This window comes from Pseudopedobacter saltans DSM 12145, assembly GCF_000190735.1.
Classification (GTDB): Bacteria; Bacteroidota; Bacteroidia; order Sphingobacteriales; family Sphingobacteriaceae; genus Pseudopedobacter; species Pseudopedobacter saltans.
This window is the reverse complement of sequence record NC_015177.1, coordinates 3,010,433-3,029,118: the sequence shown is the minus strand read 5'-3', so window position 1 is coordinate 3,029,118 and position 18,686 is coordinate 3,010,433. Positions and strand designations below refer to the sequence as shown.

8 protein-coding genes are annotated in these 18,686 nt (G+C 36.8%); all 8 read left to right on the top strand.

Annotation, left to right across the window (positions count from 1 at the left end):
* Positions 1 to 301 precede the first annotated feature (301 nt).
* The 8 genes from PEDSA_RS12940 to PEDSA_RS12905 all read left to right on the top strand — a co-directional run bounded on the left by PEDSA_RS12940 (position 302) and on the right by PEDSA_RS12905 (position 18,686).
* Positions 302 to 4,393, top strand: coding sequence for a hybrid sensor histidine kinase/response regulator transcription factor (locus tag PEDSA_RS12940; protein ID WP_013633596.1), 4,092 nt, complete (start codon positions 302 to 304; stop codon positions 4,391 to 4,393).
* Positions 4,394 to 4,885: 492 nt separating this feature from the next.
* Positions 4,886 to 8,029 carry a SusC/RagA family TonB-linked outer membrane protein gene (locus PEDSA_RS12935; RefSeq protein ID WP_013633595.1) on the top strand — a complete coding sequence of 1,048 codons (3,144 nt, stop codon included), beginning with the start codon at positions 4,886 to 4,888 and terminating at the stop codon, positions 8,027 to 8,029.
* 16 nt (positions 8,030 to 8,045) lie between these two features.
* On the top strand, positions 8,046 to 9,932 hold the full coding sequence (locus PEDSA_RS12930) for a RagB/SusD family nutrient uptake outer membrane protein (RefSeq protein WP_013633594.1): 1,887 nt from the start codon (positions 8,046 to 8,048) through the stop codon (positions 9,930 to 9,932).
* Between the two features lie 28 nt (positions 9,933 to 9,960).
* On the top strand, positions 9,961 to 12,861 hold the full coding sequence (locus PEDSA_RS12925) for a SusC/RagA family TonB-linked outer membrane protein (protein ID WP_013633593.1): 2,901 nt from the start codon (positions 9,961 to 9,963) through the stop codon (positions 12,859 to 12,861).
* 29 nt (positions 12,862 to 12,890) lie between these two features.
* Positions 12,891 to 14,645, top strand: coding sequence for a RagB/SusD family nutrient uptake outer membrane protein (locus tag PEDSA_RS12920; protein ID WP_013633592.1), 1,755 nt, complete (start codon positions 12,891 to 12,893; stop codon positions 14,643 to 14,645).
* A 29-nt stretch (positions 14,646 to 14,674) separates the two neighbouring features.
* Positions 14,675 to 15,643 (top strand): DUF5627 domain-containing protein, encoded by a 969-nt coding sequence (locus tag PEDSA_RS12915; protein ID WP_013633591.1) that lies wholly within the window; start codon positions 14,675 to 14,677, stop codon positions 15,641 to 15,643.
* A 23-nt stretch (positions 15,644 to 15,666) separates the two neighbouring features.
* Positions 15,667 to 17,832, top strand: a complete 2,166-nt coding sequence (locus PEDSA_RS12910; protein ID WP_013633590.1) for an endo-1,4-beta-xylanase — start codon at positions 15,667 to 15,669, stop codon at positions 17,830 to 17,832.
* Positions 17,833 to 17,981: 149 nt separating this feature from the next.
* Entirely contained in the window at positions 17,982 to 18,686 is a 705-nt protein-coding gene (locus PEDSA_RS12905) for a hypothetical protein (protein WP_148233536.1), read from the top strand.

Sequence of the window (18,686 nt, the reverse complement as noted above, 5' to 3'; positions counted from 1 at the left end):
TAGGGAAGTTATCGGATATTGTACTTGTAAAGAACGTTTGTCTCGTAATTGGCAGATTTCATAAAGTTCTTTAATTGGTTTATTATTAAAGGCAGGGCGGTCTTTGGATCGGCTCTGCTTTTTTGTTTTGAACATTTGTTTCGTTATTTTGAACAAAAAGAACAGTCAAAGACCATTTATAATAGTAGCTTTATATATTTAACCAGGAAATAGTATCAATTATAAACAACAGGTTGTAATTTATTTACAACAATTGATCAAAGAGTCTAATGGCATTGTATCCAAATAAAAGGTTTGATATATGATTAGGGTTTTTACACTCTCACTTATTTGTATTTTCACATTAGGAAGTATCCTAACCGTTAAAGCCGATGAAAAAGACTTAAATTTTATGAATTTAAGTACTAAGAATGGGCTTTCGTCAAATATTGTAAATAGTATTCACAAAGATCGTTATGGATTCATATGGTTTGCAACAGATGATGGTCTTAATAAATATGACGGGAAAAACTTCACGATATATCGAAAAAATGCTTCAAATATAGTCTCCAATGAGGTATTGGATTTGTATGAAGACAAATCTGGTAATTTGTGGGTATCTACATCTGGAGGGCTGACTCTTTACAACAGAAATTTAGACTCTTTTATCAGTTATCTAAAAGGAAAAAACTTTCCTGTGCTATCTACCTGCAGTGACAATACCGGAGCTATTTGGGTGGGTGGTTATCAGGGACTCGAAGTGCTTAACCCTCATACAGGAGAATTTACTTCTCCAGGTTTAGGAAGGAATATTGATCAGACAATAGCAACGAAATCGGTAAATAAATTGTTTAAAGATAGATCCGGAAATATTTGGATCGGAACTAATACAGGAGTTTATCGTTATGGACCAAATAAAGGTGCCGTTTCACATTTTAAAAAATTGCCAAATAATTCTAATAGTCTTATTAACGATGCAGTAAGTGCTATTTGTGAAGATAATCAAGGAAATATATGGTTAGGCACAAATAACGGACTGAGCAGGCTGAACGTAAAAGATATGACATTTCATAATTATGTTTCTAATCCCGGGGATATCCAGTCGCTTAGTTCTAATATGATTTATTCTCTGGCTGTGGAACCCTGTGGCAATATATGGATTGGAACGGAAGAAGGCCTGAATATTTACAATGTAAGAAGTGATAAAATAACCAGAGTAAATAAAGGGGGGCGGAATAATTATGGCTTGGTTGGCAAAGCGATAAAGTCTATCATGATAGATAAACAAGGTATTTACTGGCTGGCAACATTTAGAGGAGGTGTAAATAAATATGACAAGAATTTAGCTTTTTTTAACCTGGTACAGAGTAATGTTTATGATCCATTGGGGTTAAGCGCTCCGGTAGTCACTTCGTTCGTACAAAAATCAGATAAAATGGTTTATGTAGGAACCGACGGTGGTGGACTTAATTTATTTGATATGGAAGAGGGGACTTTTCATAAAATACAAGTCTCTGATCAAATAAAATCGGATGGGCTGTCTATTTTGTCTATGGAGAAAGTAAAAGATGAAGTATGGATAGGGACTTTTTTGCATGGTCTGTTTGTGTATAATATCAATACGGGGAAAAGTAGACAAATAAAAAAAGGAAATGGAAAGGAAAATATCAGTGGCTCAGATATTTTTTGTATAAAAAAGGATTCTAGAGGGAATATTTGGATTGGAACTAATGGACAGGGCCTTAATCGCTACGATTCGGAAAAGAATGTATTTCTTAAATATGGAGCCGAACCGAAAGAAATCCAGCTTAATGGATTTATAAGAGCTATTGAAGAAGATAGGAATGGGAATATTTGGGTCGGTTCATGTGGAAGTGGCGTGGCGGTCTATAATCCGGTAAATGGATATTCCAAAACATTTAATAGAATTAACAGTAATTTGCCAAATGATAATATATATACTATCCTATGTACAAAAGACGGATCTATTTGGCTGGGATTGGCGAATTCCGGACTAGTTAAGTATGATGTTAAAACTGATAAATTTGTCGTTTATTCAGAACATGAAGGGCTTGCTAACGACGTCATATATAAGATTTTAGAAGACGATAATGGTAAATTATGGTTAAGTACAAACAAAGGAATCAGCAGTTTTGATCCCAAAGTCAGAGCGTTTAAGAACTATTCCAGTAATAACGGAGTACAAAAAAGTCCATTTGTATATGGTTCTGGCCTGAAACTATGGGATGGCAGGATTTTCTTTGGAGGTACAGACGGATTCAATTACTTCAATCCGTCTAAGCTATTTCAGAATAAAAATATTCCAAATGTAATACTTACTGATTTAAAGGTCGCCAATCAAAGTGTAGTACCTGGTCAGGCAGGACAACTTCAGGAACATATTTCCATAGCTAAAGAAGTTAATCTGGATTATAAGCAGAATTTTTCTTTAAGTTTTGCCGCCTTGAATTATACATCGCCACAAGAAAACCGTTACTTCTATAAATTAGAAGGTTTTGATAAAGAATGGAATAATGTTGGTATGGAAAATACAGCGGTTTATACCAATGTAACTCCTGGAGAATATATATTCAAAGTTAAAGCAAAAAGCGATGCGGGAGAATGGAGTACGCCTTTAACATCCATAGTAATAAAAATTCATCCGCCTATATGGCTTAGCATATATGCTTATGTAGGTTATTTCCTGATCGTAGTTATTGGACTATGGTATATGAGGTACAGGGGAATAAAAAAGTTAGAAGCGAAATTTGCAATAGAACAAGAAAGAATTAAGGTGCAGCAACTTCTAGCTGAGGAAAGGCGCGAGGCGGATCGAATCCATAAATTTGATCAATTAAAAATTAAATTTCTTACTAATATAAGTCATGAGTTTCGTACGCCTATTTCGCTGATAGTTGGCCCGATAGAACAGTTATTGCAGCAAGAAAATAATAAAGAGAAGTGGGCCCAATTAAATATGGTGCGAAGAAATTCTAAGCGCTTACTCAACTTAGTAAATCAATTATTAGATTTTAGAAATATAAAGCAGGAGGAACAAAAGCTAAATTTAGAAGAGGGGGATTTTATTGCTTTTGCTAAAGATGTAGCTGAATCTTTTAAAGACCTGGCAGAACGAAAAGCTATCAATTTTGAGTTTAGGAGCAATATAAAGTTTTATTTCACTTCTTTTGATCATGATAAGTTGGAAAGAATTTTTTTCAATATTTTGTCCAATGCCTTCAAATTCACTTTGAAAAGTGGAACGATTTCATTCCAAATAGATTTATTTGAAAAGACAGGGGTAGTCGTTAAGATAATCGATACAGGTATCGGTATTCAGGAAAATGCGAAAGCGAAAATATTTGATAGATTTTTTCAGAGTGATAATAACGATGCTATACTCAATCAAGGTAGCGGTATAGGTTTATCAATTGTAAAAGAGTTTGTTAAGATGCATAATGGGAATATTGAAGTGGAAAGTGTGAGTGGCGAAGGAACCACCTTTTCAATATTTTTGCCATTGCAAAAAATAGAAGACAGACTAATATTGGAAGATGATGCGGTAATTTTTAATGAATCATTCAATAATGATGTTGAAGATGAGTTAGTTGGACTGCCTACATTGGACAAAAGTGAATTGCCACTTGTGTTATTAGTCGAAGATAATGAAGATTTTAGATCTTATCTAAAAGATAACTTAACAAAAAGCTACAGAGTTATAGAGGCTTGCGATGGAAAAGAAGGCTGGCAAAAAGCTCTATCTTCACATCCTGATATTGTAATAACGGATGTAAGTATGCCTTATCTCAGTGGAATGGATCTCTGTAAAAAAATCAGGGCAGACAAAAGAACGAAGCATATTCCTGTTTTATTATTAACCGCTCTTACGGGGGAAGAGGATGAGTTAAGCGGATTAGAAACCGGGGCAAATGATTATATGTCAAAGCCATTTAATTTTGACATATTGAATATCAAAATTAGAAATCTTCTTACACTCAATAATAATCTTAAGACCACCTATGGTAATAGAGTTAACTTAACTTTGGGAGAGGTTGCCATAGAGTCTGACAATGAGAAACTTTTGAGTAAAATAGTGCAATATATAGAAGATAATCTTACTAATTCTCAATTATCCGTAGAGGATCTTAGTAAGTATTTAGCAATGAGCAGGGGCTCTCTTTATACTAAGGTTTTAAATCTTACAGGACAGACTCCTGTAGAGTACATTAGAAGGCTAAAATTAGAACGGGCCGCATTGCTTTTAGAAAAAAGTGATATGAACGTATCACAAATATGTTATTCGGTGGGCTTTGCTACTCCAAATTATTTTGCAAGAGCCTTTAAAGTAAAATATAATATGCTCCCGTCAGAATACATGATGCTAAAAAGGCAGGATAGGAATGACAATGTTTAAAATAATTTCGATTAACTGGTAACATATTTAGATTAATATGTGATAACGACTTTTTACATCTTCATTTTATAACCTAAATACCACTTTTACTCACACTAAACAACGTCTTGAACATGTAGTCTATAGTTTTGGACAAATGTGCTATCTATAAATCCGACTCAGGTTTAGTTTAGAGCTTAATTATAAGCCGGTTTCTATAGCTGATAAAATTACAGATTGGGGAATTAAGTTGTTTTGGTGAATTAAAGCAACCGATTGCATTGATCTCAAATATTATTTAGATATATAAACTGGAGTTATAAACCAACTAAACCAAATGTATAAATGAAAGCACCAACTTAACGGCAAATGAACTTAAAGACAGGCGATGGCCCGCTTATCTCTTATTTATCCAACAATATTATGATCGACAAATAATACTATGATTAAAAGCTATTCTCAGATAATGATAAGTGAAGAACAATTTTCTAAATCCTAATTATTTTTTAATAAATGAAAAAAAAACAAAAAGTAAGCATAGGGATATACCGTAAGTTTTATTTTGCTATTCTAGCGCTCTCTCTTTTAGCTAAAGGGGTTTTAGGGCAACAAAAGCGGATAGTCAGAGGGACTGTACATGATGTCAAGAATATCCCCCTTATAGGAGTTTCTGTTTCTGTTAAAGGAACCTCAATTAACTCTATGACCAATATAGATGGACAGTTCTCCATAGACCTTCCCGCGGATAAATATATACTGTCCTTTGCATATATAGGGATGGTAAGCCAGGAAATAGATGTAAGGGGAAAAACTGAAATAAAAGTTGTACTGCAAGATGATATGGCACAACTGAGTGAGGTGGTGGTAGTTGGTTACGGTACGCAAAAAAGGGAGAGTATAGTTGCTGCAGTTACACAGACAACAGGAAAGGTATTGGAGAGAGCAGGGGGTGTGTCGAGTATTGGGGCTGCGCTTACAGGTAATGTTCCTGGTGTCGTAACTTCTGCCAGTACAGGTATGCCTGGAGAAGAGGATCCGCAAATTATAATCCGCGGAAGAAGTACAATGAATAATACCAGCCCTTTAATATTGGTAGATGGTATCGAACGCCCTATGAATAGTGTAGATATCGGATCGGTAGAATCTGTTTCTATATTAAAAGATGCTTCTGCAACTGCCGTATTCGGAGTTAGAGGTGCAAATGGTGTGATCTTGATTACTACTAAACGCGGTAAAGAAGGGCGGGCATCTATTCGCGGAACAATAAATAATGTCGCTAAGGTACCTTCAAAGTTGCCGGGAAAGTATGACGCTTACGACGCTTTAAGAATTCGTAATGAGGTTATTGAATATGAACTTGCACTGCGTCCTGAAAGTTGGAATGATATTCTTCCCCAAGCCATTATAGATAAGTATCGTTTTCCTGCTGATTTGGCAGAATCAGAACGTTATCCAAATGTAAACTGGGATGAGGTGTTATTCAAAGATTATGCAATGTCTCATAATGCCAACCTGAATATTTCGGGTGGTACCGAAAAGGTGAAATATTTTGCTAGTGCAGATTACCTGTACGAAGGTGATTTATTCAGAACGTTTGAAAATAATAGAGGTTACGAACCAGGTTATGGTTTCAATAGGTTGAATATGAGAAGCAATCTGGACTTTCAACTAACCAAATCCACTAGCCTAAAAGCTAACGTTGCGGGTTCAAGAGGAGTGAAAAAAATGCCGTGGGGAGCCAATAATGGAGATTATAATTATTGGATATCAGCTTACTCGACAGCTCCTAACGTGTTTATGCCACAATATTCTGACGGTACATGGGGATATCATGCTCCTAATGTGCAAAGAGGACTAAACTCTGCCAGAATTCTGGCCATGAGTGGTGTTTCCTATACAACTACAAATCGTATAACTACTGATTTTACTTTAAATCAGGATTTAAGTCGTTTAGTAAAGGGGTTGAGTGCTGTAGGAACAGTGGCCTTAGACAATACCTTCGTTGAAGGAAACAGAGGGGTGAATGATTTATATAATGATGTTCAGAGTAAATGGATTGATCCTAAAACAGGAAAAACTGTGTATCAAATAGCTTACGATGCTACTAATCGATTTGATTTTCAAAATAGTATCAATTGGGCTGTTAGTCCGGGATCTGTTCAAAATTGGGCTACTTATCGTCGTCTTTTTTATCAAGCGAAGCTGGATTACAATACTACCCTAGCGGATAAACATACGATTACAGCAATGGGCTTGTTCAATCGTAATCAAGTTGCTACAGGAAGTGAAATTCCTTTTAATCGTGAAGATTGGGTTTTTAGAACTACTTACAATTATGCAAATAAATATATCGTAGAATATAATGGAAGCTACAATGGCTCTTCTAAATTTGGTCCGGGCTATCGTTTTGCTTTCTTTCAGTCTGGCGGTTTAGGTTGGACTATGTCCAACGAGAATTTTATGAAACCCTTAACCTTTATTGACAATTTAAAGATTAGAGGTTCTTACGGAGAGATAGGAGATGATAGCTCAGGACCCCGTTGGTTATACCTTACTCAATGGACTTATGGAGATAAAACAAAATTAGGGGTAACGGGAGTAGATTCAGAGTTAAGTCCTTATACATGGTATAAAGAAAGTACTCTTGGAAATCCGGACATACGCTGGGAAAAAGTGAGGAAAATCAACGTTGGGTTAGACTTCAGTTTTCTAAGAGGTTTTATTTCCGGTAAGTTTGATTATTTCAGAGATAAACGGTCAGATATAATATTAACAAATAGGGCTATACCTTCTTATTTTGGAGCAGTTGCACCTGCGGCCAATTTAGGCGAAGTAGAGAATAAAGGCTTCGAATTAGAAATAGCTATAGACAAAAAGCTGAATGCAGACTGGAGAGTGTGGGGGAATGTGAACTATACCAGAGCTAAGGACAAGGTTTTAGATGCCGATGATGCTCAGTTATTACCTGAGTACCAAAAAAGGCAAAATAAACAAATTGGTCAAACCTATTCATATGTTGGAGCCGGTTATTATAATACCTGGGATGAGCTTTATGGAAGTACTGTTACAGATAATGGTGATGGTCAAAAATTACCGGGAAACTATCATATACTTGATTATAATGCAGATGGAATAATAGATTCAAAGGACAATATTCCTTTCGGATTCCCTTCTAATCCCCAGCATACTTTCAATGCAATATTAGGTTTTGATTGGAAAGGGTTCAGCGCATTTGTTCAGGTTTATGGTGTAACTAATGTTACTCGTCAGGTGGTTTTCAATAGTCTGTCAGGGCAAAATCAGCTGGTTTATAATGAAGGGACTTATTGGTCTAAGGACGATATAAATGCAGATGTGCCTTTGCCAAGATGGTTGTCGACTCCAAGTAATTACAGCCCGGGCAATAGATATATGTTCGATGGATCATATATCCGCTTGAAGAATGCTGAGATAGCTTATACTTTTCAAAAAAACACAAGTTTTATTAAACGTATTGGTATAGAAAGCCTCAGAATTTTTATGAATGGTAATAATTTGGCAGTATGGACAAAAATGCCTGATGATAGGGAATCCAACTTTGCCGGAACAGGTTGGGCATCTCAAGGAGCCTATCCAACCGTGAAGCGTTTTAATCTAGGAACCAATATCATCTTCTAAAAATAAAAATAAACAGATGAAAAAGCATATAAAAACCATTGTGTCTTGTTTGATAGTGTGGGGATGTATAAGCCTCTCCGCTTGCGAGAAATACCTGGATAAAGATGAACAAACGAATATTTCCGAAAAGGAAGCTTTTAAGAACTTTGTGAATTTTCAGGGCTTTACCGAAGAATTGTATAATTGTATAGTAAACTTCACCAATAATTATTGGACCAACTCATGGAATTGGGGAGAGGATGAAATAACCTCTACCGCAGGAAATTACCACTACATTCATAAAATAGATGATGGCAATTTTTGGGGTTGGCAATCACAATTTGATGGATGGGGCTCTGGATGGATGGATAAATCTAATTTCTCCACTGTAAACGGACGTTTTAATAAGGATCTCTGGAATGCCGCCTGGTATGGGATTAGAAAAGCAAATATTGGTTTAGCCAATATGGATTTAATGACAGATGCGACTACTGAAGAGAAAAATATAATAAGAGGTCAGTTATTGTTTTTTAGAGCATGGTTTCACCATCGCTTAATGGAGTATTTTGGAGGACTGCCTTATATTGATTACGTCTTACCTAGCGCCGGAGAAATTCGCTTACCACGTTTAAAATACCATGAATGTGCTGACAAGGCTGCAGCAGACTTTAGAGCTGCTGCTGATTTGTTACCCATCAATTGGGATAATACTGAACCTGGTAGAAGAACGCTTGGAAAAAATCAGCTGAGAATAAATAAGATAATGGCGCTGGCATATTTAGGCAAAAACTATTTATGGGCAGGCAGTCCATTAATGAACTACGAATCTACAGGCAGCAAAACTTATAATGTTGAGTATTGTAAAAAGGCAGCCGCGGCGTTTGGCGAGTTGTTAAAGCTTGTCGAGGGTGGTTCTACTCAATATAGTTTGGTGTCATTTGCTGATTATTATAAGAATTTTTATACAACGGGTGAGGGCTGGGCACTTCCTGGTAGTACTGAAGCTATATTTCGCGGACCTTTTAATAGCGCAAACGACTCTAACTGGGGAACCAGTAAGCAATACACACCAGTAATTGTATCTGAAGGCGACTTGAAATTTGTCCCTACTTCTAATTATGTCAGCTATTATGGCATGAAGAACGGACTACCTATTCCTGATATTACCAAGCCAGATGCTGCATCAGGTTACGATCCCACATACCCTTGGAAAAACAGAGACCCCCGTTTTTACAATGATATAGTATTCGACGGAGTGAAATTTGTCCAGGGAGCAATTCCAAATGTGGATGAACAGCCAAATAGATATGCCAATTTATATACTGGAGGTAGCTATAGAAATGTTAGCACAGGTAGCCGTACGGGTTATGTTCTCCGCAAATTCATTCCTATTACAGCAAATAAATACGATAACGCTTACAGTTGGGGTTATAGCCTTCATATTTATGTTCCCTATATGCGTTTAGCGGACGTTTATTTAATGTACGCAGAAGCAGCACTTATGGGATATAATAGCCCTCAAGGAAAAGACCCAAATTTTAGCAAAACTGCAGTAGAATCTGTAAACATTATCAGGAATAGGGCGGGAGTAGATCCTGTAAACACAAAATTCCTCGGATCTGTTGACAATTTCTTAAGCGAATTGCGACGCGAAAGAGCTGTTGAGCTTGCTTTTGAAGGTCATCGCTTTAATGATTTGAGAAGATGGTTGTTGCTTACTGAACATCCTTATACAATAAAAACATCGTTAGAATTCGATCGATCAGGAACTTTTAATACCACTGATCCTACAGAAAATAGAGTGGCAAATTTACGCGAGGTGGTAATAGTTCAAAGGAATTACACAAATAAACATTATTGGCTACCTCTTAAAAACGTAGATGTGAATATGTATGCGGAATTTTCACAAAATCCCGGATGGTAACCTGGTTTAAAATTTAAAAGAGACGAAAATGAAGCGAATTATAGGAATTGCAATATGCCTTACCGTTACAAGTGGATTGTACGGTGTGAGTTCGGCAAAAGCTGCTTTTAATAAAGACAAAATATCAAGTAATCATAAAACAAATGCGGGCATTTCCCCTAATAACATATTAACACAAGATTCTATACTAAAGGGAAATGATTCAGATTCTCTGGTACAAGTAGCTTTCAGGAAGGTGAAAAAAGAAGATTTACTTGGTGGAGTATCCGTTTTGAATTTTTCTGAGCTTATGGAGAATAATTATGCAACATACAGTTTAGAAAATCTGGAAGCTTTAACATCTGGTTTTCATGGTAACATCTGGGGAAATAGCAGCTATTTAGTTTTGGTTGATGGATTTCCAAGAGATGCAAACAATATCATGCCTACAGAAATAGATCAAATTACAGTGATGAAAGGAGTAGGTGCCGTGGCATTGTATGGAAGTAAGGCTGCAAAAGGTGTAGTTTATATTACTACGAAACGCGGTGGTAACTACGATCAAAAAGTTAATGTTAGGGCAAATGCAGGTATTAACGTTCCAAAAGTTTACCCGCAATATTTGGGGTCAGCAGAGTATATGACTTTGTATAATGAGGCCCGGAGAAATGATGGCTTAGCTAATTTATACACAGAGAGTGAAATTTATAATTATGGAGCTGGATTAAACCCTTTTCGCTATCCCAATATTAACTTCTATTCATCTGACTATCTAAAAGATAGTTACAATCGTTACGATGTAACTACTGAGATATCTGGAGGAAATGAGAAAGCACAATATTATACCAATATGGGTTTTTGGACTAATGATGCCCTCCTGAATTTTGGTGAAGCAACAAAAAGCAGAGGCGCAAACAGGTTCAACCTGCGTGGAAATATTAATATGAGGCTGAATAATATTATTAAGTTAAATGTTGATGCATCGGCAAGTTTCTATACCGGGAGGGGAGTTAATGCCGATTTTTGGGGTAGTGCCGCTACCGTACGTCCAAACCGTTTTTCTCCGCTAATTCCAATAAGTATGATAGAAGAAGGAGACGACCCGTCCATGATTTATGTAAACAATAGTAATTACATCATAAATGGACAGTATTTATTAGGTGGAACGCAGTTAGATCAAACCAATGTGTTTGCGAGTATTTATGCCGGCGGATCAAATAAAAATATTAACAGACAGTTTCAGTTTAATACGGGGGTTGATTTTGATTTAAAAGGAATAACCCAGGGTCTGGCATTTAAAACCAATCTGGCTATAGATTATTTGACCTCGTTTACACAGTCATTTAATAATAATTACGCAACATATCAGGCAAATTGGAATAACTATGCGGGTTTCGATCAAATCAGTAACCTGATTAAATATGGCGATGATTCTAAGTCAGGCGTAGAAAATATAAGTAATAGTTATTACCGTCAGAATCTGGCGTTTTCCGGTCAACTTGCTTATAACAGAACCTTTAATAAGGTTCATAATGTTTCCGGCTCGTTATTAGGATACGCGTTCCAAATAGGTGAATCTCAAATTTATCAAAAAAATAACAATACTAATCTGGGACTAAACTTCGGATATAACTTTAATCAAAAATATTATGCAGATTTTAGTAGTGCCTACGTCTACTCAACCAGATTACCCGAAGGAAAACGGACCGCTTTTTCTCCAACATTAAGTTTGGGATGGAGAATAAGCCAGGAAAATTTCTTAAAAGATGTGGATGCCATAGATAATCTTAAACTTACCGCGTCTGCAGGTATATTAAATACAGATTTAGATATTACTGGTTATTATTTATACCAGGGGTATTACACTTATAATGATGCAGCATGGTACAGCTGGAAAGACGGACAGTTAGTGCACAGTTTCGATAGAAGAAGAGGGAACAATTTTGATATGGCTTTCCCTCAAAGGAGAGAGATTAGTTTTGGTTTGGAAGGTTCATTTTTTAAGAATTTAATCGACTTAAGTGCAAACGCTTTCTTTAGTGAAACTAAAGGAAATATTGTACAGCCAGGTGCTCTTTTTCCAATTTATTTCTCTACAGGTTGGCCGGTTTACTCGGATATTCCTTATGTAAATTATGATAGCGACTCACGTAAAGGTTTTGATTTTAGCTTGAATTTCAATAGAAAGTTAGGAGAAGTTGCCTGGAGATTGGGATTCAACGGGACCTACTATAGAACTGAAGCTAAGATCAGGGCGTCTGATAGTCAGTTTGAATATGATTACCAATACAGATCAGGAAGACCAATTGATGCGATCTTCGGACTGCAGAACGAGGGCTTCTTTATGGATGGTAATGATATAGCCAATTCACCAGACCAATCCGCTTTTGGCGAAATTAAACCAGGCGATCTTAAATACAAAGATCAAAACGGAGATGGTATAATCGATTCGCGTGATGAAATTTATCTGGGAAGAGCCGGTTGGTATGGAGCACCGTTGACACTCGGTGTAAATTTAACAGCTAAATGGAAAAACTTCACCGTTTTTGCTTTAGCCACAGGGCGTTTTGGAGCGAAAGCTATTAAGAATAGCTCTTATTTCTGGGTAGACGGGCAAGACAAATATTCTATAGTTGTTAGAGATCGTTGGACTGAAGAGACAAAAGATACAGCTACTTTTCCGAGGTTAACTACCGGTACAAGTGATAACAATTATCGTAATTCTGATTTTTGGCTTTACAATACTAACCGCTTCGATTTAGCTAAGGTACAGTTGTCTTACCAGTTCCCTACTAAAATGTTAGGTAAGGGTTTCATACGAGAGCTGGGAGCTTATGTTAATGGATTTAATTTACTAACAATCGCTGAAGAGAGGGAGATTTTAGAGATGAACATAGGTTTAAGTCCTCAAACCAGATTCTATAATCTAGGCTTAAAGGCGTTATTCTAATAGATGGTTTCGACATAAAATTTTAAGATATGAGAAAAGTATTATTAACCTGTTTATCAGCAATGTTGTTATTCAGCGGTTGCAAAGATATGTTTGAACCGGCTATAGAAAACAACCTTGAACTGGAAAACGCATATACTAATGCAACCTATGCTCAGGGACTATTGCTGAATGGATATACAAGAATTCCAACAAACTCGTGGTCATTTAATGATGTAGCAACGGATGATGCGGTAACCAATAATATAAACAGCGGCTTTTTAAAAATGGCAACCGGGCAGTGGACATCAATGAACAACCCGGTTGACCAATGGAGAAATAGCCGCTCGGCGATTCAGTACCTGAATCAGTTCTTTGCAGTAAGCGATAGCGTTAAATGGGCGGTAGATCCAACTATCAGTAGGATGTTTAATGATCGTATGAAAGGCGAAGCCTATGGTCTTAGAGCTTTGTATATGTTTTATTTGCTTCAACATCATGGAGGTCAGGGTATCAACGGCGAATTATTGGGTGTACCTCTTCTATTACAACATGAAACGGTGAACTCCGATTTTAACCAGCCAAGAGCAACCTTTGATGCTTGTTTGCAACAGTTATATGCGGATCTGGTAAAGGCAGAAGAATTGCTTCCTTTAGATTATTCAGACAGCTCGCCTGTTCCCGCAAAATATGCAGGAATAAATGCAGATGATTATCATAGGGTTTTTGGAGCAAGTTTTATAGGTCGTATGACGGCTAGGATTGCAAAAGGAATTAGAGTAAAGGCCGCTTTGCTGGCGGCAAGTCCAGCTTTTAACAAGGGAGATGTAACTAAATGGACAAATGCTGCAAATTATGCTGCAGAAGTCATCAATCTTCGGGGGGGGTTAACCAATTTAACTGATAAGGATTTAGTTTGGTACAATGCAACTGGCGGAATTGATGGTTTAGGAGCAGGGGTTAATCCATCTGAAATTCTTTGGCGCGGTGATGTGGCTACAAATAACAGCCTTGAGAGAGACCATTTTCCGCCAACCTTAAATGGTAGCGGCCGTCTAAATCCAAGTCAGAATTTGGTAGATGCTTTCCCAATGGCTAATGGTTATCCTATTTCTGATCTCACCAATAGCGGTTATAATGCACTAGCTCCTTATGATAATAGGGATCCTCGTTTAAAACTATATGTTTTGGTAAATGGAAGCACAGCAGGAACTTCAAATACAGTAATAAACACTACCGTTAATAGTACTACTAACGACGGACTTAATAAAGTGGAAACATCTACCCGTACAGGTTATTACTTAAAGAAATTATTAAGACAAGATGTAAATCTTAATCCCTCTTCTACGACTACTCAGAAACACTACAATCCGCATATAAGGTATACCGAAATTTATTTAGCATACGCTGAAGCTGCTAATGAAGCCTGGGGACCTCAAGGAACAGGCGGTCATGCTTTTTCTGCATATAATGTAATCAAAGCTATACGCACCAGAGCTGGAGTAGGTGTTTCTAATGGAGATCCATACTTAGAGTCTATTAAGAATGACAAAGATGCGATGAGAAAGCTGATTAGAAATGAAAGAAGATTGGAATTATGTTTTGAAGGATTTCGTTTTTGGGATTTACGCAGGTGGAATGCTAACCTAAATGAAACTGCTAAGGGTGTAAGTATTTCAAATGGAAACTACTCCATCATTGATGTAGAAAACAGGGTTTATCAAAGCCATATGATTTATGGTCCAATTCCTTATAGCGAGACCTTGAAATATAACAATTTAATACAGAATAACGGGTGGCAATAATTTGAAAATATAGATTTAAAAAGAATACGATGAAAAAAAGAATATTGATGTTATTAGCTGGAGTAGTGTGTTTAGGTTCCTGTAAAAACGGTGATTGGGAATTTGATGATTTTGAGCATCAGTCCGTTTATTTTGCTTATCAGGGGCCAGTTAGAACCATTACGCTGGGAGAGGACGTTTTTGATACCTCATTGGATAACGAACACAAATGCGAGATCATAGCAACTATGGGAGGCGTCTACCAGAATAAAAAAGATGTAACTGTGGGCATTCAGGTTGATAATAGCATTGCCGTAAATAAGGCGTTTAATTCGGGAGGCGATATTATTCCTATGCCAGCTAGTTATTACAGCCTGGCATCAGACAAAATAGTTATCCCAAAAGGTAAAATTACTGGTGGCGTTCAAGTGCAATTGACAGATGCATTTTTCGCAGATCCATTATCTTTAAAAAACACTTACGTTATACCTCTAAAAATGGTTAATGTAAATAATGCTGATTCTATTTTATCTGGAAAAGACTATACCCTTTATGCTATTAAATACATTAACAAATGGCATGGTAATTATTTAAGAAGAGGTAAAGACGTTGTTGTAGGAAAAGGTGGTAATACAGCTCTGAATAAAACAATTATTCGTCATAAACAGTATGTAGAAGAAGACGAGATTTCGTCTTTAAAAACAGCTTCATTGACAGTAGCAGAATTTCCAGTCGTTTTTAAAGACGAAAATAACCAAAATATCAACTGTAAACTATTATTAACTTTTGATGGAAATGGGAATTGTGCCATCACAAATGGTGACAATACGTTTACTGCTACTGGTAGTGGAAAATTTGTGACAAAAGGAGAAAAGAACAGTTGGGGGGCCAAAGATCGTGATGCCCTATATCTCAATTATCAGATAGATTTGCCAACCAGAAATATCACTTCAACAGATACTTTGGTAATGCGTGACCGTGGAGTTAAAATGGAAACATTTACCGCTGTATCAAAATAGCTTTCAAATTTTATCTAAAAATTATGAACCAGATATATAGAATAATAATTGGCCTAACTGTTTCGGCAGTAGCGGCTTCTTGTACTAAACATGAGCTTCTCGATTATCACGTAGATAAGCCACTTAGTTTTGCCAATCAGGAGCAGATAGATGCCTATAAGACACTCAAATCTTATATCAACAAGGAGTCTAATCCAAACTTCAAATTGGGTGTAGCTATGTCTATATCTGAATATGTAGACAAAGGAGTGATGTATCGTTTAGCCAATACTAATTTCGATGAACTCGTAATGGGTTACGAAATGAAGCATGGAGCAGTAGTCAAATCAGATGGGAAACTCGATTTGGAAAATGTTAAGAAGCTATTAAAAACGGCATCTGCAGCAGGAATTGGTATATATGGACATACACTTTGTTGGCATGCAAACCAGAATGCTGCCTATTTAAACGGATTAATTGCACCAATGATCATCCCAGCAACAGGTGGGCCTAGTTGGGATATAGTGACAGCTGCAGATTTTGAAACCGACAATAACGCTAACTATGAAGCTAATACTAATGCAAGGCTGTCTTTTACAGCGGTAGGTGAAGGAGCTGGTGGAAAAGGGAGAGCTTTAAAAATTACAAATGATGTTGTACGAACAAATGATTGGGACGTTCAGTTTTTTATCAAAGTTAGTCCAGCTGTAAAAAAAGGAGAGCAATATGAGTTTAGTATGGACGTTCGTTCGGATATTAATGCATCTTTCAGTACTCAGGCGCATACTGTGCCATACTCTTATAAACATTGGGACTTTTTTGGAACTATTTCTTCAACACCAACCTGGACTAAGTATACCAAAGTTATTACGATTTCTGATAATGAGGATAACTGTGGAGCAATAGCATTTAACTTAGGGAAAGCAGCCACAAATTATTATTTCGATAACGTTACTTTAAAGAAGTTTAATCCAAAAGGTGGAGGTTCCTCCGGGACAGAGATTATTGCTAATTTTGATTCAGATGCACTTGGAAAAACCTATACGATGACAAACGGAGGAAGTGCAACCGTAGTAAATGGACCAGATAATGCGGGAAAAGTTTTAAATGTAAAATCAAATCAATCGCACCCTAAGTTTAATGTGACATTACCAGTAGGAGTTAATTTAGGCCATTGTGAATCTGTAACATTAGATTTTTACGGTACTGGAAGTACAGGTCTGTATGGACAGGGTATGAAAATGAGTATTAATGGAGGTACGTTGGCCAGTTTTAATAGTCCATCAGTATTCGGGTGTCCGGACGGAGGTTGGGGAAGAGGCAAAATAGTACTTCCTTTTTCCTCTCTCTCATTAACAGCCGAACAAAAAAAGTTAAATAGTTTTACACTAGAAGTAGGTTCTGGTACGGGTTCAGGGGACTATTATATAGATAACATCGTATTAAATTGGAAGTCTACCGGAGATTTGGTTGTGGAAAAAACACCAGAAGAAAAGAAAATTATTATTAGGAACGCCCTGACTACGTTTATATCTGGAATGGTAGATACCTGTAAATGGTATGTAAAAGCATGGGATGTAGTAAACGAACCGATGGATGATGGTAAACCTTATGAACTGAAGACCGGTATAGGAAAAGCAAATATGACAAGTGATGAGTTTTATTGGCAAGATTATTTAGGAAAAGACTACGCCGTTGAGGCTTTCAAATTGGCTATGCAACATGGTAATCCAAATGATAAATTGTTTATCAACGATTATAATTTAGAATACAGTATAGACAAATGTAAAGGGCTGATTGAATATGCAAAGTATATTGAGAGTAAAGGAGCCAGGGTAGATGGAATAGGTACACAAATGCATATATCCACAACGGCTGATAAGCAGAAGATAGCAGAAATGTTTACCCTCCTTGCTGCTACAGGCAAATTGATTAAAGTCTCAGAATTGGATATTGGTATTGCTGGTAAGAAAACTGCCGATGCAACTGAAGGAGATTATAAAGCACAGGCAGAAATGTACAAGTACGTAATAGATAAATATTTCGAGCTTATTCCTGCCAGCCAGCGCTACGGTATTACCATCTGGAGTCCGAAAGACAGCCCGGCAAATTCAAGCTGGAGAGCAGGAGAACCAATCGGTTTATGGACAGAGGGATATACGCGTAAGCCTTCATATGTAGGAGTAGCAGAAGGTTTAAATGGTAAATAAAATAGTTGGTAATTAGTCGGGTTTAATACCGGGAGATTTCTCCCGGTATTTCTAATTCATAAAAAGAAGCCAAACTATATTTTATAGTCAAGTCTTTAAAACTATATAAAGCAATGGGGTTTAATGTGCGATTTTTCGGAATATTTATTATGCCCTTTCTTTTTGCCAAAATGACGCAGGCACAGGCATTAAACGACAGTTTATATGTAAGGGAGCTAACCAGGATCATGGTAGAAAATTACACAAATGCCCAATACAGCCAGGCCCCAATCTATAATGGTAAGGTATACAGGCCAGATTTAAAACTGGACGGAGATGGGCATACCCTGTTCTACGATAGTAGGTACACTACAGGAACAGTTATTTATAACGGATTAACCTATAATAATATAATGCTACTGTACGATTTGGTACTCGACCAGTTAGTGTTGCTGAACCTGGATAAAGCAGGGGGGATCATGATTCCTTCCGATCATATAGACGAATTTTCTTTACATAATCATACATTTATTAATCTGAAGCCTGGAAAAACACAGGTAGCAGGTATCGATCCCGGGTATTACGATCTATTATATAGCGGAACCAAAGACCTTTTGGTAAAAAGAACAAAGAAAATAACCGAAACCATCGGGCAGCATAAAGTAGTAAGAACAGTATCGCAGAGAGATAAATACTATCTGTTGAAAGATACAACATATATACCCGTCAAAAGCAAGAATGATTTCCTGAAGCAGCTGTCAGAAACCAGGCAACAGAACCAGCTATTTATAAAACAACAGCGTTTAAATTTCAGAAAAGAAAAAGAAAACTCCATGGTAGAATTATTGAAGTTTCATGATTCACTAAACAGATAG